Raw genomic sequence first — 18,878 nt, 5'->3', positions numbered from 1 at the left:
TTTGAAAATTATGCTGTCGTATATAATTTAAAAATAGCAATGCCAATGACCAAAGCCAAAACATAGCGCAATTGAGCCGAATTAAATTTCTTACTACCGTAAAAAGCACCAAACAATCCGCCTATAAAAACAATCAAAATCAAAACTCCTGATGAAGCTGGCAAGCTCCCGCCCTGCGAAACAAAACCTACTAGCCCTGAAACTGAATTAACCAAAATAAACAAAGCCGAAACTGCCGCCGTTTGTTTCATCGTAGCCCAACCCAGCAAGAGCAGTATAGGACTTAAAATAATGCCCCCGCCAATGCCTAATAAGCCTGACAAAAAGCCAATTACAGCCCCAAAACCCAACGCCAAAGGAATATTTATAGGCTGAATTACCGTTTTTTCTTTACCAAAAAAACCTAGCAATTTCGCAACTGCAAATACCAAAACACTTGCCAAAATAACCTTATAATAAAATGTATCCACCGTCAAGAAACCCCCAATGAACGAAAAAGGAATCGATGTAATGGCAAACGGATAAAACAAATGCCACTTAAAATTATGCTCCCGATAATAAAAATAAAACGACACCGAAGCCACAAATAAATTCAGCACCAGTGCCGTAGGTTTCATTACCGCTATAGGAAAAGCAAAAACGCTCATCAAGGCTAGATAACCACTCGCACCACCATGTCCCACGCTCGCATACAAGAACGCAACTATGGGCAACAAAAGCAACAAAAGCGGCATATTAAACAAATCCGTAACCGTCATCATAAATGTTTTTTAAGTTCTAAATCCAGAAAATCCCAACACGCCAAATTAATCGCTTCAAACGCCACAATCAGCTTTTTTCCATAAGGCGTAAGCACCGTCCCACCGCCTTTATTGCCGCCAACTTGCGACTCAATAAGCGGTATTCCCGACGCTTTATTCGAAGCGTCCACCAGTTTCCATGCCTTTTGATAGGAAATATTCATCGCCTTGGCCGCCTTATTTAGCGATCCCGTGGCATCAATGAGCTGCAACAACTGCACCCGACCCTCACTGATGAGAATACCCTCCTCGGTTTCAATCCAAATTTTGCTTTTAATTTTCAAGAGATAGAATTTCGTTATACTTTTGCAAATATAACGAAAAGATAGTTAAAATAAATCACTACAAAAACTCTTTTTGTTACACCAAGAATCCTGTAAAGCCCTTGCCTGACAACAATTTGGGCGTGCCACCAGTATAAAAAGGGGCTATTCTCATTACGTGCTAGCGGCCCCTTTTTATACTGCTGTCGGGCTATCCGCACCGCTTTGGCGGTTTGCTACTATCCCTCACGCAAGAAAAAACACAGTAAGAATATAAAAAACGAAAGGGATTTACACGCTTTATTTCATACATTTGACAATGCTATTTTACTTAAAATCACAAGTAAATCCTTAAAAAAAACAGCCATCCACGACCATCACACCATGAACGAAAACCACCATAAAGACCCGCACCATGGACATTCGCACAGTAATGCTCCCGAAATAAAAAGTCTGAAAAAAGCCTTTGTCATTGGCATCATTTTAAACATGGCCTATGTTATTATCCAAATAATCATTGGTTTGAAAATCAATTCGTTGTCATTACTTTCGGATGCAGGGCATAATTTCCTGGATGTGGCAGGTTTGGCTTTAGCATTATTGGCTTTCAAATTATCCAACTCTAAATCGACCGCAAAATACACTTATGGGTACAAAAAATCATCTATTTTAATCTCCCTTCTCAATGCCGTAATCCTGCTTATTTCCATTGGAGCAATTGGCTACCAAGCCCTTTTTAGATTTCAAAATCCAGAACCCCTACCTGGAAAAATTATTGCCGTTGTTGCCGGAATTGGAATAGTCATAAACGGCATTTCGGCGTTTCTGTTTTTTAACGATAAAGAAAGAGATATAAATGTAAAATCGGCTTTCTTGCATTTGGCTTCGGATGCCATGGTTTCATTAGGACTTGTAGTAGGTGGAATCCTCATGTATTATACCCATTTGTATTGGATAGATCCTGTTTTGAGCTTACTTATTTGTGTGATAATTATAGCCAGCACTTGGAATTTACTCAAAAAGAGTTTGCGCCTTTCGCTTGATGGCGTGCCCGATACCATTGATTTGGAAAAAATAAAAACCGAAATCCTGAAAATAAATGGCGTAGTCGATTTCCAGCACGTACATGTTTGGGCAATTAGCACCACCAATAATGCACTAACGGGACATGTAATCGTTGGGCCTGAATTATCAAATACCGAAATCGAAATCCTCAAAAACAAAATCAAACACGAATTGCTCCACCTCAACGTGCACCATACTACTATTGAAACCGATAGTAAAACAACCCAAAATTGCTAATACCATTACGCTTATAAAACCAAATATACGGCTACCGCATCCCCTTTTTTCAACTCATAGGTACCATTGGGCACATAAATCAATCCACTGGCAATGGCAAACGAATTGAGCATTGATGAGGCTTGATGCGACAAAACACTAGCAATATTTCCTGTAATAGTAGCTTTCAAAAACTGACAACGGCTATTGTGAACGCTGTAATCGTGTGCTAGTGGCAAAAATACGCTTTGATTATAATTGGCTTTTTGCCCCGAAAGAACAGCAAGCGTTGGCAGTACATACACGTAAAAACAAGTCATACAAGCCGCAGGATTTCCGGGTAAAGCAAAAACAATTTTATCCTCCAGCTTTCCAGCAAAAAGTGGTTTCCCCGGTTTTTGATTGACTTTATAAAATAGGGTTGCCACTTGTAATTCTCGCAAAGCTTGCGCCACAAAATCATAATCCCCCACCGAAATTCCTCCAGAAACCAGCACAACATCATTGACCGTTAAGGCTTCCTCTAGTGTATTTTTGGTGTTTTCAAAATCATCGTTGACTTCATATAGTGTAGTATTTTCTATAAAAGCGTCTTGCAAAGCCGTTGCCAGCATAATGCCATTGCTTTCATACACTTTTCCGTATTCGAGCGGCGTTCCTGGTTTTGACAATTCGTTGCCCGTAACTACAATTCCAACTTTGGGTTTCTGGAATACTTCTACAGAGGTAAACCCTAGCCCTGCCAAAAAGCCAATAGCAGCAGCATTGAGCAACGTTCCTTTGGTCAAAGCCAAATCGCCAGCTGCAATTTGCTCGCCAATTGGTCTTATATTTTGTGCCATTCTGGGTGTTTCTTGCAGTTGCAAAACACCATTTGCGGCAGTTACTTTCTCGATTTGAATTACCGCTTGCGCCGAGTCTGGAACGGCTGCTCCCGTAAATATTTTTACGGCTTGACCAGCCAAAAGCGCTACTTGATGCCCATCGCCCGCTTTTATTTCGCCAATGATTTCATACGTTAAGGAATCGTGAAGAGCAACTGCAAAACCATCCATTGCGGATTGGCGAAAAGGTGGCATGTTGATTGTGGAAAAAACCGTTTCGGATAAAACGTGTTTTCTGGCTTGCGCCAATGGCAAATCGATTGGCGGCATGACCCGCACCATATCTTGCAATACCGAAAAAGCGTCTTGAACTGAAATCATGTGAAGTGTAGTTTTTTTTGAAATCAAAAATACAATTCCAAAGTGGTTATATCCTTTAGTTTTTCAAAAAAAAAATTAGCCTTTTATCCTTTGATAGTGGCTTTAAAATCCTTCTCGTTTTCGATAATTTTATCTTCGTATTGCAATTTCCAACCCATAGAATTTGTTAAAATCAAAATTTTAGAAAGCTCGCTAACCAAGCGGTTTTGAGCATTGAATTTCAAGGATGATTTTTCTATTTTTTTGGCTAAATTAGCCTTTACTGATTTGTTTATTTTGTTGTAATCGTCGCCCGTAAACGGATTTAATTTACTTTGCTCCACATCATAAAACTGTATATCGGGACTTATTTTTATTTCTTCTTTGGGGATGCTTATTATGGTAATGGTTTTGTTTTTTTCGTCGATATCGTATTTCATTTGATGCAAATCATAGGCAACTGTCACATCGGCATTGACTACAATGAGTGCTTTTTTCTCGAATGAGAGCATGTCCATCATGTATTTTTGTTGATTTTTATAAGTAATCACTTCCGAGAAATGCCCTTCGGTAACGACTAATTTTCCAACATTTACAATTTGTTGCTGAATGAGATTGGTGTTGTAACTCACATCCGTATCGGGTGCTTTCTTGAAATCACAAAACTTGAATAATAGCACTACTACCCCAACTAGTACAACTCCAATTACAATTCGCTTTAGCATTTCTTTTTTTTATAAAAGTAAAAAAAATAATGGAATAGTATCTAAATCCTGTCCTAAATCAAATTATTATTCTTGGCTTTCTGGATGGCTTCGAGTTTGTTGTGGACTTGCAATTTGGTATAAATATTCTCGATATGCTTGCGAATTGTCCCTACCGAAAGAAAGAGATTATCGGCAATGAGATTGTATTTCAGTCCTTTGCTCAATTGCTCTAAAACTTCGATTTCACGAGTGGTAAGCTTGATATCTTCGCAATTGGCAACTACTGCAAAATCAATAGGATTCCGAAACAATTTCAAGGTTTTCATAGCGATAGAAGGCGTCATAGTAGCACCACCATTCATAGTATCTAGTATGCCTTGATGCAACTCTTTGGGGTTGACTTCCTTGAGCAAATACCCATCGGCGCCGGCTTTTATGGCATTAAAAATATTCTCGTCATTGTCAAAAACGGTAAGCATAATGATTTTTATTTGCGGGTATTTTTGTTTCACAAAACAAGTAGCGTCAATTCCGTTCATTTTTGGCATTTCGATATCCATCAAAATCAAATCGACATTGTGATTTTTCTCCAGTTTTTCGACCAAATCAAAGCCGTTATCAGCGGAGAATTTTAACGAAAAATCTTCAAAAAAAGATAATTTTTCTTGTGCCGCTTTGATCAAAAAAGAATTGTCATCGACTATGGCTATTTTTATCATTGGATTGGATTTTGAATACTCTAAAATTACTTTTTATTTAGAACTAAAAAATACGACAAATGCCGTATTTTGTGATTTAGATTTGTTTTTAAAAAAAACACTAAATAGCGTGCAAGAAGTCCAAAAAAAGCTCTTTAAGCATTCAAAAGTAGTGTGACTTTTGTTCCAAATGTGGCACTTTGAATATTGAATTGTCCACCAATGTCTTCCATCCTTTTTTGCATATTTCGCAAGCCATTTCCTTTGACGATTGTGTCTTGATCAAAACCAATTCCGTTGTCTTGAATAGTGATTTCAATTTGAGTTTCGGTTTTATTTATGGCAATGGCAATGGTGGTTGCTTGGGCATATTTTATGGCATTGTTGACGGCTTCTTGAATGGTTCGGTACATATTCATACCTTCTACCGAAGTTAATTTTTTCATTTTTACATCCGCAGCAATAGCAAACGAAAACTGGATTTCATCTTTAGCTTCTTTGGCTTTTTCGATAAAATTATGGATGCGAGATTCCAGATCTTCAAAAGTAATTTCGTTGCTATTCATAGCCCAAATCGTATCCCGAAGTTCGACTATCGTTTCCTTGGCAAAGGAACTGATATTGGTTAATTTATCGTCTAGTTTTTTATTATCAATATCAAAAGCGTATTTTACATTATCGACCGATGAGATTATAAAAGTCAATTGTGAACCTATATTATCATGCAAATCTCGTGAAATATTCAAGCGTTGTTCTTGCAACTTGTTTTGAGTTTCGATTTGCGAAATGGCCGTTTTTAACTCGAATTCTTGTTCTTGTTGCTTGTTTTTGAATTTTTGTTGGCGGTAAATTAAAAAACCAAGCAAGGCTATTAACAATGCTACAAGTACAAGCCCTATTAAGTATGTGGTTTTCTGTTTTGACTCGGCTTCTTTTTGGAGTAATAATTTTTCTTTTTTGGTGGTTTCAAACTTTATATCAAGCTCTGCAACTTTAGAATTGGTGTCTTTATTTATTAGACTATCGCTGTATTTTTTAAAAAGTTTAAAGTTGACCAAAGCTTCTTTTTGATTTCCTAAATGTTCCTGTGTTTGCGCTATTATTTCATGGCAATTTGATATTAAATCCAAGTACCCATTTTTTTTTGCAATTTCAAGTGCCTTATTATAGTACGTAATTGCTTGTAAAAAACTATTTTGATTGAAATTTAAATCTCCTAAATAAAAGTTATTTTCAGCTATTCCAATTTGATCATTCAATTTGTAGCGAATTCTTAAGGAACGATTTAATAAAATTTCAGCTGCTTTGAATTGTTTTTTTTGAATATAAATCAATGCAATATTATTAAGACTATAAGGTATACCTAAACTATCTTTAATTCTTTCTTTTATTTTCAATCCTTTTTTATAGTAATACAAGGCACTATCTTGCTCCTTTTGCAATTCTTTCAAGTAGCCATAATTATTATAAATGCTTAAAAGTGGTTTTTGAATATTATTTTTTTCAGAAATATTTTTTGCTTTTTGCATATAATATAATGCTTTAGCCATATTTCTTTTTTTCATTCGATATCCTAATTCCCCATATTCTAAAGCTAACTTTTCTTTGTTTCCAATAGCTTCGTAAATATGTATTGCAAGTAAAGAATAATACAAATCCTTTTCGAATTTTCCTTGATAGTAATAAATCAAACTCAAATTACTAAAACTTTCAGCTTCACCAAGTTTATAGCTTATTTTTTGTGCATTCTTTGCATTTTGCAAATAATTATCGGTTAGTTGAACTGCTTTTGCTAATCTGATCTCAAAAGAAATTGCGTTCAATGAATCTATTTCTTTTTTGGATTGCGAAAAAAAAAGTTGAAAAGTCAGTAAAAAGGAAATTAAAAAAACTACAGTTTTCCTCATAAAATTAATTTTAAGTCCCTAAAGGTAAAACAAATACGTTAAATTTTAACATTTCAGCTCTTTTTTTTAGGAAACAACTGGCCCAACAAATCCGAATTTATGTCTAAAATCGAGTTACTCAAAACGAGATTTGATTTTTTTAATTGTTGCGACAACCCATCCGAAAGCTGCAACCGATTGGATTGCAATCGCTGGGATTGTTGGAGTGCCGTTATAACATCCTCCAAGGCTGTAATGCTCGTTTCGAATGTTTTTTTTTGTTGGTAAAAATCAAAATACAAACGAACAATAAGTAGCAAAAGCAGAACTATAATCAGCAGTAAGACAACTATCATAAGGATATTCTTTAATTCACAATTAGCTTTTTGGTGATTTTACCACCCTCTTTTTCTATTTCAAGAAACAAATTTATGGCTACACTATTTTCTCCAGTCGCAATCCTATTTTGCTCAACGGAGTCGATTCGGTTTTTACTTTCTCTCCTATATTAAATAGTGTGCCTCCAGTAATTACATAACTTTTAGCATCCACTTTATAGCCAATGTCCAAAAGGGTATATATTTCGGCAATTACATCTACGGTTATTTCTTTAAAACCGTTTTCAAGATCTTTTTGTATGTTTTTAAAACCAATTCGGTAGTGATAACCGAGTATAAAAAAGAGTGAATTAACTACAAAAAGCACCAAAGTCGTTTCACAAAATCCATTTTCACAAGAAAAAAAAACCAAAGTTGGTACCAGAAAAAACAAACCTGCAAAAAACAAGCAGTACGTATACTGTTTTTTTTGGGCTTTTTTTTCTAAAAAAAGAATGTCATCTGGCGAGAGTTTTGCTGTCTTTTTCATTGGGAATCGTTTTTAAAATGAAATCAATTTAAAAAAAGGGCTGCCAAAACTACGCAACAGCCCTTGTCAAGAAAACTAAAAACCTAATTATTCACCTTTACTTTCTCTACTTTTTTGCCTTTAAAAGTAAAAATATATTCGCCATCCTCTGTAATATCTATACCATCGCCATACTTTGGACTTCCCCCTTTTCCTTTTGACTGAACAGATCCTTTGGTTTCTCCATTGGTCATATCAATACCGTAAATAATGTTTTTGCTATTGCGCTGGTCTCTCAAAAAATAATTATCCCCAATGTGATAAAAATAATCAACTCCTTTTATTTTTTCGGTGGCATACACTCGCGAGCCATCTTTTTTATTGTAGGCGGCCAATCCTTTTTCGGAAAGCACCACTACTTTGTCCCCAAAATCGATAACATCCATTGCTTTTCCTACATTGGCATCACTATGTTTCACATCAAATAATTGTGTTCCAGCAGCGATATCATAGCCATAAAATTCATCGCCATCGCCTACAAAAAGCGTTTTATCATCATTAATAACAAAATCAGTAATGCGTTTGTCAAACTTCTCTGATCGCCAAGCCGTTGTTCCTGTGGCATCGTCAAGTGCCATTGCACTACTTTTTTGAGCTTTGTAATCCCAATAAATATAAGGAACCCATTGCTTGGTTGCTCCACCACCAAAACCTGTTAAGGCACCTACAGCCCCCGCAGTGGCATTATACACTTCCTCATAACGAAGTTCCTGAACTTGCACTTTACCACCCACTTGTACCAAAATTTTATTTCCAACTTTGTAAATGTGTGGCATGCACAATGCACCTGTTATTTTTTCTGATGCCCATAGTAATTTTCCAGATTCTAAATCGTGCTTCTCTACATATTTAGTTCGGTCTCTGGTTCCTAACATTATTAAATAAACCGATTTTTCAGTAAACAATGGTTCGGCTAATGTTTTGTATATTTTAGTTTGCTTTTTGCCGCCAATCAAGCTATTGCCACTAGAACCTTGCATATCATTTTCGTAGGTAGCCGACCATAATTTTTGTCCATTTTCTAAATTGTACACCTGTAAACCATCCAGATACATGAATAATTTATCTCCTTTAATCCAAAGATCTATAATAGCTCGTCTCGTAACAAGTTCTTTTTCAATTGTTCCCATAAAGGTAGCGTCCCATACAACATCACCGTTTATTGCATTTATTTTTACCAATTGGTTTTTGAAACCTGCAAACAAAGCTCCCAAAGCCGTTGGTTTAAAATTGACCATAATGATTTCATTTCGCTTTTCATCATAAATATATTTCCCAACACCTCCCTTAAAACGGTTGGTTTCCCAAATTTTTTCACCAGTATTGGCTTTGACCATAATGACTGACCCTTTTTGAGAAATCAAAAAAGCGTCTAACTCATCAATGTATTTTACGGTTTCTAATTCGCCTTGATCAGTTCCTTCTTCAGCCTTTGTACCTTTTTGAATGAGGTTTTGATAGGACTCCGAGTTCCATAATTCCTTACCCGTTGTGATGTCTAAACACGCCACGCGATCAGTGCCAAATTTGCGTTCGTCAAAAAGAAAAAGATAACCGCCCTCTTTTTTCCAAACGGTATATTGGTACTCGGATTTATTGGTTTTATTGGTAGTCAACTTTTTATAATCGCCGTTCCAGATTGCCTTGCCCTCTTTGTCTAATACTGATGCCGAATTATCGTCAGTTCCTACCACATAACTACCGTCACCATTGACAACAGCAACTCTTGTGGCTTTGTTTTCGAATTCTGATTCCCAAACGGTAGTGAAATTTCCTGACTTTTTACCCGCACCTGATTTTCCTTTTACTTTATCTAATAATTTCCCAAATTGTGCCGAAGCGGGTGTTGCCCCATAAAGAAAAAGGACAAGTGTTACTGTGGTTAATAGTTTTTTCATTTTTTTAGTTTTTAAGGTTTTGGTTTTCAAAAAGTAGCGGTATACCTGATTTTATACCGCTGTTGTTTTTGTAGTTTGAAATAAAATTTATGATCTAATATATATTCCGAAAGGAAATTTGTGAAATTTGGATTATTGATATCGCTATCCACTTTGAAGAGTGTGGACACTTTGCCGCTTTGAACCACGCCAATATCAACAACTATAGTTCCCGTAACGGTGGGAAACTTTTTGTTTTTTTGTTTTATAAAACTATCAGAATGGAAGACTTCGTCCATTTCCTTACTAACCATTCCCGAAACCTCATCTTCATCTGTTAAGACTTTTTTTTGAGAAAAAGAGGCTGTAGAAAATGATAGTAGTACTAGTACACTGAAAAAAAGAATAAGGGTTGGTTTCATAATACGCGCTTTGTTAGTTCTCACTTTACAAAGCTGCGGTTATTACAAAAAAGGTACAATACGAAGAATTACGTATTTTTTTTCAGAAACGAATATGCGGGAATTCGTGCTGAATTGTCGCAATCTTTGCCTGAAGTTTGGCTAAAAATTGCTGGTGATTTTGGGAGTCAGGATGAAAAGGTTTATGCAAAAATCCTTTTTGTACAGTGCAAACGTCATTCATGATGGGGTAAATTGCCGGCGTTATTTGGGTTAAAAAGAACTGTTCCCAAATATAATCAATCGCTACCGGACTAGGATGCAACATGTCTTGCCCATAAAAACGATAATCACGCAACTCATCCATCATGATTTCGTAGCTTGGAAAATAATTTATTTTGGGGTCATTTTTTGACTGCAACACATTTTGGATTGCAGCAATCAAATGTGATTTGCTTCTTTGGTTTTCTACAAAACCATCCTTAATGTGCCTTACTGGCGAAACGGTAATAATAAAATGACAGTTTGGATTTCTTTTTCGGATTAAATCCAAGGAGTTTTCAATGGCGATTTGAATCGTTTCTACTGATAAAATCTCCTTCGAAAATTGCTTTTGAGGCACTTTATGACAATTAGCAACGATGGCATTATTTTCAATATTGCGATACACCCACGAACTGCCATAAGTGATTATAATATGAGTAGCTTGCAGGATTTGATTGTGAAAATCTTGAAGTATTGCGTTCAAATTATCCAGCAATTCAGCTTTGGAACCACCACTCCATTCAGAGTGTACTTCGAAAGAATGCCAACGCTCATTGTAGAAAAAAACATCCTCCTCCTTAAAAAAAACTTGGTTAACAGCACGAAAAATCATTTTTTCGATTGACACTGGATTGAAAATAATTCCAAAAGGATTTACCGTATTCTGAAACTTAAAATAGTCAAGTTTTTCGCTCATGTTTTCGGCAAAACAAGAACCCAAAGAGATTATTTTGGAGGTATACGCTATTGGAAACTGGGCTTGCGGAATGGGTATTTTGGTCGTGAAGTTCATTATAAATCAGCTAATCCCGAAATACTAATTTCAGTTAAAAATTCTTGAATTTCTTCTTCAGTCGGTGGATTTGGAATCAAAAAAGTAACTTCCTCATCGTAATTTATCCCTTTGAAATAGCCTAATTGAGCTATAAATTGCTTCTCAATAAATTCGTCTTTAAAAACATCTTTGGCTTTTTTGGCAATTAACGAAAAACTGAAATGAAATTTTATAATAAAATACAAATCAACATAATCTTTCCATTTAGAACGTCTTCCTAGAGCAAAAGCTTTCATTGCCGCAAGTGTCAACAAATCAGGCATTTTTAAAACACCTTTTAATTCTGAATCTAATGGCACTGCATAAGGAAACGAAAAAAAAGTGATTTTAACACCATTCGACAACATATTTATTTGGTTATAATCCGCAAACGAAACTTTATAATCAACATTTTTTAACTTGGTATAAACATCTTTTTTACGAATACTTTTTTGTTTAAACAAATCAAAATCTATAGATTCCCTATGCCCAATATGCAACGCAATGGCAGTACCACCAACCAAATAATACTCCCGTTTGAATTGAGATAAAACGGGAAGTAATTCAGTTTGTTCGTTACTTAAAATTTCAAGATGCATATTTTCTAGTTATTCTGCCCATTAGATCTAACATCTCTGGCAAATAATTCCCTATTTTTCTATCAGTAATTCCTTCATAAACTTTTTTTAGCTCCTGATAACCAATAATTTTTATAAGTTCCTTGACATCCTCCCAAGTGCCATAATTAAAAATAAATTCCACCAACACTTCATTCCCGATTTTAGGAATAGCCTCTTTCTTGATGTACCAAAAAAGATAGGCGTTTTTAGCTATGAATTCATCTCTTGTCATGATACTATAAAGATACAAAAAATTACTTCACGAAATCAATTGCTTTTTCTAATGCTTCCTTAATTCCAGCAACATTCCTACCTCCTGCGGTCGCAAAAAACGGTTGTCCGCCTCCGCCACCTTGAATGTATTTCCCTAATTCCTTAACTACCGCTCCCGCATTTAGCTTTTTATCGGCTACTAATTCCTTTGAGATATAACAGGTTAATAGTGGTTTCTCTTCATTGGCTGTGGCCAAAACCAAGAACATATTTGTGCCTAAATTCCCCAATTCATAAGCCAAATCCTTTGCCCCATCGGGATTCAAATCCACTTGTTTTGCTAGGAATTGCATGCCGTTAATCACTTGTATTTCTTGTGCTAATTCGGTTTTCATGTTTTTGGCTTTATCTTTCAACAACGCCTCTAACTGTTTTTTCAAAGCGGCATTTTCGTCCTGTAATCCTTGAATGGCTTTGATGGGATCTTGTGGGTTTTTCAACACTTCTTTAATCTCATAAAAAGACAACAATTGCGATTCGAAAAAGTCCTTTGCAGCATCGCTTGTAATGGCTTCAATCCTACGAATACCGGACGCAACAGCACCTTCGGAAACAATCTTGAAATGCCAAATTTCGCTTGTATTGGCTACATGCGTTCCGCCACACAATTCAACTGAATCGCCAAATTTTATCATACGAACCAAATCGCCGTATTTTTCGCCAAACAATGCAATGGCGCCTTCCTCTATGGCTTGCTCTTTTGGAATGGCTCTTTTTTCGATTAAAGGCAAACTCTGACGAATACGGGCATTGACAAAATTCTCTACCTCTTTCAACTCTTCCTCTGTAACTTTGGCAAAATGCGAAAAGTCAAAACGCAAGGAAGCATTACGAACCATAGACCCTTTTTGTTCAATGTGCGTTCCTAAAACCTTGAGCAACCCTTGCTGCAATAAATGGGTTGCGGTGTGGTTAGAGGACGTTCTCGCTCTTTGTTTTTCATCGACAATTGCGGTAAAATTATCCGTAAGATTGTCAGGCAACGATTTAGTGAGATGTATGGTTTGATTGTTCTCTTTTTTGGTATCAATAATGTATGTAATATCGCCATTAGACGCTTCTAAATACCCTTTGTCACCAGTTTGTCCGCCGCTTTCTCCATAAAAAGGGGTGGCATTAAAAACCAATTGAAAAATTTCGCCCTCCTTAACGCTTTCTACACGACGGTATTTTGCTATTTTAACTTGGTGTTTCAAGCGGTCGTACCCCACAAACTCTTGAATATCATCTTCAAAAACGACATTCCAATCGCCAGCAACGACTTTGGAAGCGGCACGAGAACGCTCTTTTTGTAACTGTAACTGTACTTGAAATCCTTTTTCGTCTAGCTCTAATCCTTTTTCGGACAAGATTAAAGCCGTTAAATCGATAGGAAAACCATAGGTGTCATACAATTCAAATGCTTTTTTGCCATCGATTACAGTTCCTGAAGTGTTCAAAATTACGGCATCTAAAAGTACCAAACCTTGATCCAAAGTTCTTAAAAAAGAACTCTCCTCCTCCCGAATCACATTGGCACAAAGTGCTTTTTGGGTTCTAATTTCGGGAAACGATCCACTCATTTGAGCACTTAACGTTTCGACTAATTTGTATATAAAAGGCTCTTTGGTATCCAAGAAAGTAAAGCCGTATCGAATAGCACGACGCAAAATCCTACGAATTACATATCCCGCTCCTGTGTTTGACGGCAACTGCCCATCGGCAATAGCAAAGGCTACGGCACGAACGTGATCCGCAATAACACGAATGGCAATATTTACTTTTTCTTCGGCTTCGTCTTTGGCTTTTATGGTATATTTTGTACCTGTAATGGTTTCGATTTCTCGAATTAAAGGTGTGAAAACATCGGTGTCATAATTAGACTGAACACCTTGCAAAACCATACACAAGCGTTCAAATCCCATTCCGGTATCTACGTGTTGCGCTGGTAATTTCTCCAGTGAGCCATCGGCTTTGCGATTGAATTCCATGAATACATTATTCCAAATTTCAACTACATGTGGGTGGTCGTTATTGACTAAATCTTTTCCTGAAACAAGCGCTTTCTCTTCGGCAGAGCGAATGTCTACGTGAATTTCGGAACACGGGCCACAGGGACCTTGATCGCCCATTTCCCAGAAATTATCTTTTTTGTTGCCTAATAAAATGCGGTCTTCGGCAATTAAGGTTTTCCAAATATCGTAAGCTTCTTGATCAAAAGGAACGTTTTCCTCAACGCTGCCTTCAAAAACGGTTACGTAGAGAATATCCTTGTCTATTTTATAGACTTTGGTCAACAATTCCCATGCCCAATTGATGGCTTCTTTCTTGAAATAATCGCCAAAAGACCAGTTTCCAAGCATTTCGAACATGGTGTGGTGGTAGGTATCAATTCCTACTTCCTCGAGGTCGTTGTGTTTTCCGGATACCCGAAGGCATTTTTGCGTATCGGCAATTCGTTGACTTTTTGGGGTTCCAAGTCCAAGGAAATATTCTTTGAACTGCGCCATACCCGAGTTGTTAAACATCAAGGTTGGGTCGTCCTTGAGAACAATTGGAGCTGATGGCACAATTAAATGGCCTTTACTTTCAAAAAAATCTAAAAATTGTTTGCGTACGTCTTGTGATTTCATTTGTTTGATTTAAAATTTAAAAAATTAAAGATTTACTGGAATTGAATTTTTCAATCTTTCAATTATTTAATTTCTTTTTTGCCCCAGATAGTAGTGAAAAGCTTCGAGGAGTAGAAGGCTTTTTTTTCTTGAGGGTGCAGAGCGACCAGCGGAAGCTCCTGCAGTCTCATTAGAAAAAAAGACTTGTAACCGAGAACTTGTAACGGATAGCTGGATTGGGCACATTAAAATTATTTATTATTAAAAAAAGGAGGGAACAACTGAAACATTTATTAAATTTGTTCGACTTACCTGTAACTAATTTGCAAAAATAGGGTATTTTAAAATATGGCGAAAGTAAAATATTATTACGATTCGGAAAAATTAGCTTACCAAAAAATAAGAACGAGAAAAACAAAGAAATTTGGTTTTTTAATGCTATTTTTATTGGCTTCAGCGTTATTTGGTTTTTTGAGTTTCATCGTTTTATTGAACACGCCTTATTTTGAAACACCAAAAGACCGATTGCAGGCGCGTGAAATTGAAAATTTGAAGTTGAATTACGCCATTTTGGACAAAAAAATGGAGCAAGTAGCGGATGTTGTTGATGATATTGAGGACAGAGACAATAATGTGTATCGGGTTTATTTTAATACCGCCGCTATTCCAGAAGAGAAACGGAAAGAAGGATTTACGCTAAAAAACAGGTACAAAGCCCTTGAAGGCTATAACAATTCGCAATTAGTGGTGAACTCGACCAAGAAAATGGATGTTTTGAGTAAGGAATTAGCGATTCAATCCCAATCATTGGATGAAATTTTGAAATTGGCCAAAGCCAAAAGTAATTTGCTGGCTGCCATTCCTGCGATTCAGCCTGTGAGGAATGAAAATTTAAAACGAATGGCGTCTGGTTTTGGATACCGAACGGATCCGTTTACCAAGGTGCGAAAAATGCACGAAGGGATGGATTTTACAGCGACAATTGGGACACCTATTTATGCTACTGGCGATGGTGTTGTGGAAAGGGCAGACAATACGGCATCTGGTTTTGGGAATCATATTGTGATACGTCACGGGTATGGATACGAGACTTTGTATGGGCATTTGAGCAAGTACAAATGTCGCGCCGGACAGCATGTGAAAAGAGGTGACATTATAGGATATGTAGGAAGTACAGGCCGATCCGAAGGGCCACATTTGCATTATGAAGTCCACAAGGATGGCAATGTGGTGAATCCGCTGAATTTTTATTATGGTAATATTTCGGCTATTGAGTATGTCGCCATTTCAAAATTAGCAAACCAAGAAAATCAATCGCTGGATTAGGGGGAATCAGTGGTCAGTTCTACGATTGTTGACATTATAATTTAGCAACAGCTTGTAAAAAGTATTTAGAAAAAAAGAAAAAATATGCACATCGATTTATCACCAGACAAAAGATATTACAGCATTGGCGAAGTAGCCAAAGCGTTTGATGTAAATGCATCGCTAATTCGGTTTTGGGATAATGAATTTGACATTCTAAAACCCAAAAAAAACGCCAAAGGAAACCGAATGTTTACTCCCGAAGACATTAAAAACTTGCAATTGATTTTTCACTTGGTCAAAGAAAGAGGTTTTACGCTTGAAGGTGCCAAGACCCATTTGAAAGAAGGACAAAAGAAAACGTTGGACAAATTTGAGATTATTAGTAAATTAGAGCGCATCAAATTGCAATTGACGAATATTAAAAATGAACTTTGAAATACCCATTTCAAGGGCAATAACAATGAAAATTAAAAACAAATAGTAAACTTTAAATTAAACAAAAATGGATTTTAAAAAATTTTTACCTTGGATTATTGTAGCAGTTGTGATTTTTGGAATTTATAGCTGGGTTAAAGGGATCAATAATACTGCCGTGACTTTGAGCCAAGACGTAGAGCAATCTTGGGGTGATGTTCAAACTGCCTATCAAAGACGAAATGACCTTATTGGCAATTTAGTCAATACCGTAAAAGGCGCTGCCGATTTTGAAAAAGGAACGTTGACAGCTGTTATTGAAGCACGTGCAAAAGCAACTTCAACAACAATTGACCCAACAAACATTACACCTGAAAAATTAGCAGAATTTAACAAAGCACAAAGCGGAGTAAGTAGTTCTTTATCCCGATTATTAGTTACTGTTGAGCAATATCCTGATTTGAAAGCAAACCAAAATTTCTTGAAATTACAAGACGAATTATCTAGCACCGAAAATCAAATATTGACTGCTAGAACACGTTTTAATGAAGCTGTAAAACCCTACAACTCCCATATCAAAACGTTCCCAAACTCTATGTTTGCAGGTGTATTTGGATTTAAAGAGAAAGCCTACTTTAATGCCGTAGAAGGTGCTGACAAACCTGTTGAAGTAAAATTTTAATACTCCCCAACCCCTCCAAAGGAGAGGCTTAAAAAATAAAATCAATGTCAAAAGTAGAAGAATTTTTAACCCAAGAAGAAGAAAGCGCCATAGTCGAAGCCATTCGCCTAGCCGAAAAAAACACTTCGGGAGAGATTAGAGTTCACCTAGAAAAAACGACTTCTAAAAGCCCTTATGATAGGGCTTTGGAAGTTTTTTTTGAATTAAACATGAATGAAACACAACTTCAAAATGGGGTTTTGTTTTACTTTGCCGTTGCGGATAAAAAATTTGCCATTTGTGGCGACAAAGGCATTAATGATGTTGTTGATTCGAATTTTTGGGACACTACCAAAGAAATGATGACTGCACAATTCAAACAAAATCAATACAAACAAGGTTTGGTTGACGGCATTTTGATGGCTGGCGAACAACTAAAAAAGTATTTCCCGTGGCAAGAAGGCGACACCAATGAATTATCAAACGAAATCTCTAAAGGATAAATAATGGAAATTTCCAAAAAAAGAAAATCAAATTCCAAAGGAGTTTTTCAATTAGTCGTTATACTGCTAGCCTTTTTTGCAAGTACTAGCCTTTTTTCGCAATTTACTATTCCTGAAAAACCAAGTTTGCAAACATCGGTTTATGATTATGCTTCTATTTTAAGCGCTACTGAAAAATCACAATTAGAAGAAAAACTCATTCGGTATTCGGATTCAACCACAACTCAAATAGTGGTGATTACTATCGAAAGTTTGAAGAATGAAGATGTAAGTTTATTAGCTACCAAATGGGCCACGACTTGGGGAATTGGCGGAAGCGAAAAAACCGATAATGGCGTTATTATTTTAGTTGCCAAAGACGAAAGAAAAATAGCCATAAATCCTGGTTACGGACTCGAAGACCGATTAACCGCAGGAATTGGAGGCGAAATCATTAGAAATACCATTATTCCCGAATTTAAAGCGGGAAGTTATTACCAAGGACTCGACAAAGGAGCTGATGCCTTGTTTGATGTTTTTAAAGGCAAATACAAGGGCGAACGCAAACAAAATAAAAATAAAGATTTCCCAGTTGTTCCTTTTATTGTTATCCTTGTTGTGTTGTTTTTTTTATTTTCAAGAAACAAAAATGGTGGCGGAAACTCGGGTAATTCTGGAGGCGGCCCCAGTTTATTGGATGTGATTATATTAAGCAACCTAGGTAGAGGTAGCGGAGGCGGTTTTGGTGGTGGTTTTGGCGGATCTTCTGGTGGCGGAGGCGGTTTTGGTGGTGGTTTTGGTGGCGGAGGCTTTTCTGGTGGTGGATCTAGCGGAAGTTGGTAAAACAATAGCAATGTTGCCTAAATAATGAATTCAGCACCTTCAAATAATACCTATTCACAAAGGATTTTAGTTTCCTAAAATTAATCAAGTTATAGAAAAATGTTGTCACAAAAAACCAAATATGCCCTTAAAGCATTACTCTATTTAGCCCAACAAGAGACGAATCACATTTCTAAAACAATAGAAATAGCAGAAGCAGCTACTATTCCTAAAAAATTTTTAGAACAAATTCTTTTGGATCTAAAAAGAGGGCATTTAGTAGGGAGCAAGCAAGGCAAATTGGGTGGTTATTATCTTTTAAAATCAAAAGATGACATCACTTTGGCGGATATTCATCGGTTATTTGATGGGGCTATTGCGTTACTTCCTTGTGCTTCTTTAAACTTTTATGAGCCCTGTTCCGATTGCACTAGCGAAGATAGTTGCTTACTACGACACGGTTTAATGACTATTCGAGACGAAACTTTGAAAGCCATGCAAGGTATTACTATAGCCTCATTGGTAAAAAAATAAAAAAATATTTTTTAAACTCTACTAATTTTATAGAATTAATTATATATTTGCATCAGAATTAATTTTTTTAAAATTAATCAATACACTTTAAG

General features: G+C 36.4%; 21 protein-coding genes. 7 read left to right on the top strand and 14 right to left on the bottom strand.

From position 1 onward, the window contains the following. Positions 1–8: 8 nt before the first annotated feature. The gene (locus FNW21_RS05320) at positions 9–761 is read right to left on the bottom strand and encodes a sulfite exporter TauE/SafE family protein (RefSeq protein ID WP_317129293.1); all 753 of its coding nucleotides are present in this window, start codon (positions 759–761) and stop codon (positions 9–11) included. Beyond that, positions 758–1,084 (bottom strand): winged helix-turn-helix domain-containing protein, encoded by a 327-nt coding sequence (locus tag FNW21_RS05315; RefSeq protein WP_235889591.1) that lies wholly within the window; start codon positions 1,082–1,084, stop codon positions 758–760. The genes FNW21_RS05320 and FNW21_RS05315 overlap by 4 nt, the downstream gene beginning before the upstream one ends. Positions 1,085–1,447: 363 nt before the next feature. Between FNW21_RS05315 and FNW21_RS05310 the strand changes: the two genes are divergently transcribed. Beyond that, on the top strand, positions 1,448–2,365 hold the full coding sequence (locus FNW21_RS05310; protein WP_144255702.1) for a cation diffusion facilitator family transporter: 918 nt from the start codon (positions 1,448–1,450) through the stop codon (positions 2,363–2,365). 11 nt (positions 2,366–2,376) lie between these two features. On the opposite strand, the gene FNW21_RS05305 is transcribed toward FNW21_RS05310, so the two are convergent. The 12 genes from FNW21_RS05305 to alaS form a co-directional block, all read right to left on the bottom strand. Then, entirely contained in the window at positions 2,377–3,549 is a 1,173-nt protein-coding gene (locus tag FNW21_RS05305) for a molybdopterin molybdotransferase MoeA (RefSeq protein ID WP_144255701.1), read from the bottom strand. Between the two features lie 83 nt (positions 3,550–3,632). Then, positions 3,633–4,253, bottom strand: a complete 621-nt coding sequence (locus FNW21_RS05300) for a DUF4230 domain-containing protein (protein WP_144255700.1) — start codon at positions 4,251–4,253, stop codon at positions 3,633–3,635. Between the two features lie 53 nt (positions 4,254–4,306). Next, on the bottom strand, positions 4,307–4,954 hold the full coding sequence (locus FNW21_RS05295; protein ID WP_144255699.1) for a response regulator: 648 nt from the start codon (positions 4,952–4,954) through the stop codon (positions 4,307–4,309). A gap of 134 nt (positions 4,955–5,088) precedes the next feature. Beyond that, positions 5,089–6,840, bottom strand: coding sequence for a tetratricopeptide repeat-containing sensor histidine kinase (locus FNW21_RS05290; RefSeq protein WP_144255698.1), 1,752 nt, complete (start codon positions 6,838–6,840; stop codon positions 5,089–5,091). A gap of 53 nt (positions 6,841–6,893) precedes the next feature. Then, entirely contained in the window at positions 6,894–7,175 is a 282-nt protein-coding gene (locus FNW21_RS05285) for a hypothetical protein (RefSeq protein WP_144255697.1), read from the bottom strand. 79 nt (positions 7,176–7,254) lie between these two features. After that, positions 7,255–7,686, bottom strand: coding sequence for a hypothetical protein (locus tag FNW21_RS05280; protein ID WP_144255696.1), 432 nt, complete (start codon positions 7,684–7,686; stop codon positions 7,255–7,257). An 83-nt stretch (positions 7,687–7,769) separates the two neighbouring features. Beyond that, the gene (locus tag FNW21_RS05275; RefSeq protein ID WP_144255695.1) at positions 7,770–9,623 is read right to left on the bottom strand and encodes an outer membrane protein assembly factor BamB family protein; all 1,854 of its coding nucleotides are present in this window, start codon (positions 9,621–9,623) and stop codon (positions 7,770–7,772) included. Positions 9,624–9,649: 26 nt separating this feature from the next. Continuing rightward, positions 9,650–10,024 carry a hypothetical protein gene (locus FNW21_RS05270; RefSeq protein WP_144255694.1) on the bottom strand — a complete coding sequence of 125 codons (375 nt, stop codon included), beginning with the start codon at positions 10,022–10,024 and terminating at the stop codon, positions 9,650–9,652. Positions 10,025–10,106: 82 nt separating this feature from the next. Beyond that, the gene (locus FNW21_RS05265) at positions 10,107–11,060 is read right to left on the bottom strand and encodes a GSCFA domain-containing protein (RefSeq protein WP_144255693.1); all 954 of its coding nucleotides are present in this window, start codon (positions 11,058–11,060) and stop codon (positions 10,107–10,109) included. Continuing rightward, complete coding sequence (locus FNW21_RS05260; protein WP_144255692.1) at positions 11,060–11,680, bottom strand: nucleotidyl transferase AbiEii/AbiGii toxin family protein; 621 nt, start codon at positions 11,678–11,680, stop codon at positions 11,060–11,062. The genes FNW21_RS05265 and FNW21_RS05260 overlap by 1 nt, the downstream gene beginning before the upstream one ends. Then, complete coding sequence (locus FNW21_RS05255) at positions 11,670–11,933, bottom strand: hypothetical protein (RefSeq protein ID WP_144255691.1); 264 nt, start codon at positions 11,931–11,933, stop codon at positions 11,670–11,672. Before FNW21_RS05255 ends, FNW21_RS05260 begins: the two co-directional genes overlap by 11 nt. 22 nt (positions 11,934–11,955) lie before the next feature. Continuing rightward, positions 11,956–14,586 carry an alanine--tRNA ligase gene (gene alaS / locus FNW21_RS05250; RefSeq protein ID WP_144255690.1) on the bottom strand — a complete coding sequence of 877 codons (2,631 nt, stop codon included), beginning with the start codon at positions 14,584–14,586 and terminating at the stop codon, positions 11,956–11,958. Between the two features lie 327 nt (positions 14,587–14,913). On the opposite strand from alaS, the gene FNW21_RS05245 reads away from it, so the two are divergent. The 6 genes from FNW21_RS05245 (at position 14,914) to FNW21_RS05220 (ending at position 18,786) form a co-directional block, all read left to right on the top strand. After that, entirely contained in the window at positions 14,914–15,891 is a 978-nt protein-coding gene (locus tag FNW21_RS05245) for a M23 family metallopeptidase (protein WP_144255689.1), read from the top strand. An 84-nt stretch (positions 15,892–15,975) separates the two neighbouring features. Then, a complete protein-coding gene (locus FNW21_RS05240) occupies positions 15,976–16,308 on the top strand; it encodes a MerR family transcriptional regulator (RefSeq protein ID WP_144255688.1) in 333 nt (110 codons plus the stop codon). A gap of 67 nt (positions 16,309–16,375) precedes the next feature. Continuing rightward, positions 16,376–16,969, top strand: a complete 594-nt coding sequence (locus FNW21_RS05235) for a LemA family protein (RefSeq protein WP_144255687.1) — start codon at positions 16,376–16,378, stop codon at positions 16,967–16,969. Positions 16,970–17,013: 44 nt separating this feature from the next. Then, positions 17,014–17,451: a TPM domain-containing protein gene (locus FNW21_RS05230; RefSeq protein ID WP_144255686.1), complete on the top strand. Its 438-nt coding sequence runs from the start codon at positions 17,014–17,016 to the stop codon at positions 17,449–17,451. A gap of 3 nt (positions 17,452–17,454) precedes the next feature. Next, entirely contained in the window at positions 17,455–18,273 is an 819-nt protein-coding gene (locus tag FNW21_RS05225) for a TPM domain-containing protein (RefSeq protein WP_144255685.1), read from the top strand. Positions 18,274–18,372: 99 nt separating this feature from the next. Beyond that, positions 18,373–18,786 (top strand): RrF2 family transcriptional regulator, encoded by a 414-nt coding sequence (locus FNW21_RS05220; protein WP_144255684.1) that lies wholly within the window; start codon positions 18,373–18,375, stop codon positions 18,784–18,786. The last annotated feature ends 92 nt before the right edge of the window (positions 18,787–18,878 follow it).

Origin of the sequence: Flavobacterium restrictum, assembly GCF_007097245.1 — a bacterium.
GTDB lineage: Bacteria > Bacteroidota > Bacteroidia > Flavobacteriales > Flavobacteriaceae > Flavobacterium > Flavobacterium restrictum.
Note: the sequence above shows the minus strand (reverse complement) of the source record. Positions and strands in the feature narration are given on the sequence as shown.

Bases quoted from the DNA above. Each gene is read 5' to 3' on its own strand.
- FNW21_RS05265 (WP_144255693.1), bottom strand. From the start codon at position 11,060: ATGAACTTCACGACCAAAATACCCATTCCGCAAGCCCAGTTTCCAATA.
- FNW21_RS05245 (WP_144255689.1), top strand. From the start codon at position 14,914: ATGGCGAAAGTAAAATATTATTACGATTCGGAAAAATTAGCTTACCAA.
- FNW21_RS05260 (WP_144255692.1), bottom strand. From the start codon at position 11,680: ATGCATCTTGAAATTTTAAGTAACGAACAAACTGAATTACTTCCCGTT.
- FNW21_RS05240 (WP_144255688.1), top strand. From the start codon at position 15,976: ATGCACATCGATTTATCACCAGACAAAAGATATTACAGCATTGGCGAA.
- FNW21_RS05310 (WP_144255702.1), top strand. From the start codon at position 1,448: ATGAACGAAAACCACCATAAAGACCCGCACCATGGACATTCGCACAGT.
- FNW21_RS05290 (WP_144255698.1), bottom strand. From the start codon at position 6,840: ATGAGGAAAACTGTAGTTTTTTTAATTTCCTTTTTACTGACTTTTCAA.
- FNW21_RS05230 (WP_144255686.1), top strand. From the start codon at position 17,014: ATGTCAAAAGTAGAAGAATTTTTAACCCAAGAAGAAGAAAGCGCCATA.
- FNW21_RS05300 (WP_144255700.1), bottom strand. From the start codon at position 4,253: ATGCTAAAGCGAATTGTAATTGGAGTTGTACTAGTTGGGGTAGTAGTG.
- alaS (WP_144255690.1), bottom strand. From the start codon at position 14,586: ATGAAATCACAAGACGTACGCAAACAATTTTTAGATTTTTTTGAAAGT.
- FNW21_RS05285 (WP_144255697.1), bottom strand. From the start codon at position 7,175: ATGATAGTTGTCTTACTGCTGATTATAGTTCTGCTTTTGCTACTTATT.
- FNW21_RS05255 (WP_144255691.1), bottom strand. From the start codon at position 11,933: ATGACAAGAGATGAATTCATAGCTAAAAACGCCTATCTTTTTTGGTAC.
- FNW21_RS05295 (WP_144255699.1), bottom strand. From the start codon at position 4,954: ATGATAAAAATAGCCATAGTCGATGACAATTCTTTTTTGATCAAAGCG.
- FNW21_RS05280 (WP_144255696.1), bottom strand. From the start codon at position 7,686: ATGAAAAAGACAGCAAAACTCTCGCCAGATGACATTCTTTTTTTAGAA.
- FNW21_RS05235 (WP_144255687.1), top strand. From the start codon at position 16,376: ATGGATTTTAAAAAATTTTTACCTTGGATTATTGTAGCAGTTGTGATT.
- FNW21_RS05305 (WP_144255701.1), bottom strand. From the start codon at position 3,549: ATGATTTCAGTTCAAGACGCTTTTTCGGTATTGCAAGATATGGTGCGG.
- FNW21_RS05270 (WP_144255694.1), bottom strand. From the start codon at position 10,024: ATGAAACCAACCCTTATTCTTTTTTTCAGTGTACTAGTACTACTATCA.
- FNW21_RS05320 (WP_317129293.1), bottom strand. From the start codon at position 761: ATGATGACGGTTACGGATTTGTTTAATATGCCGCTTTTGTTGCTTTTG.
- FNW21_RS05225 (WP_144255685.1), top strand. From the start codon at position 17,455: ATGGAAATTTCCAAAAAAAGAAAATCAAATTCCAAAGGAGTTTTTCAA.
- FNW21_RS05220 (WP_144255684.1), top strand. From the start codon at position 18,373: ATGTTGTCACAAAAAACCAAATATGCCCTTAAAGCATTACTCTATTTA.
- FNW21_RS05275 (WP_144255695.1), bottom strand. From the start codon at position 9,623: ATGAAAAAACTATTAACCACAGTAACACTTGTCCTTTTTCTTTATGGG.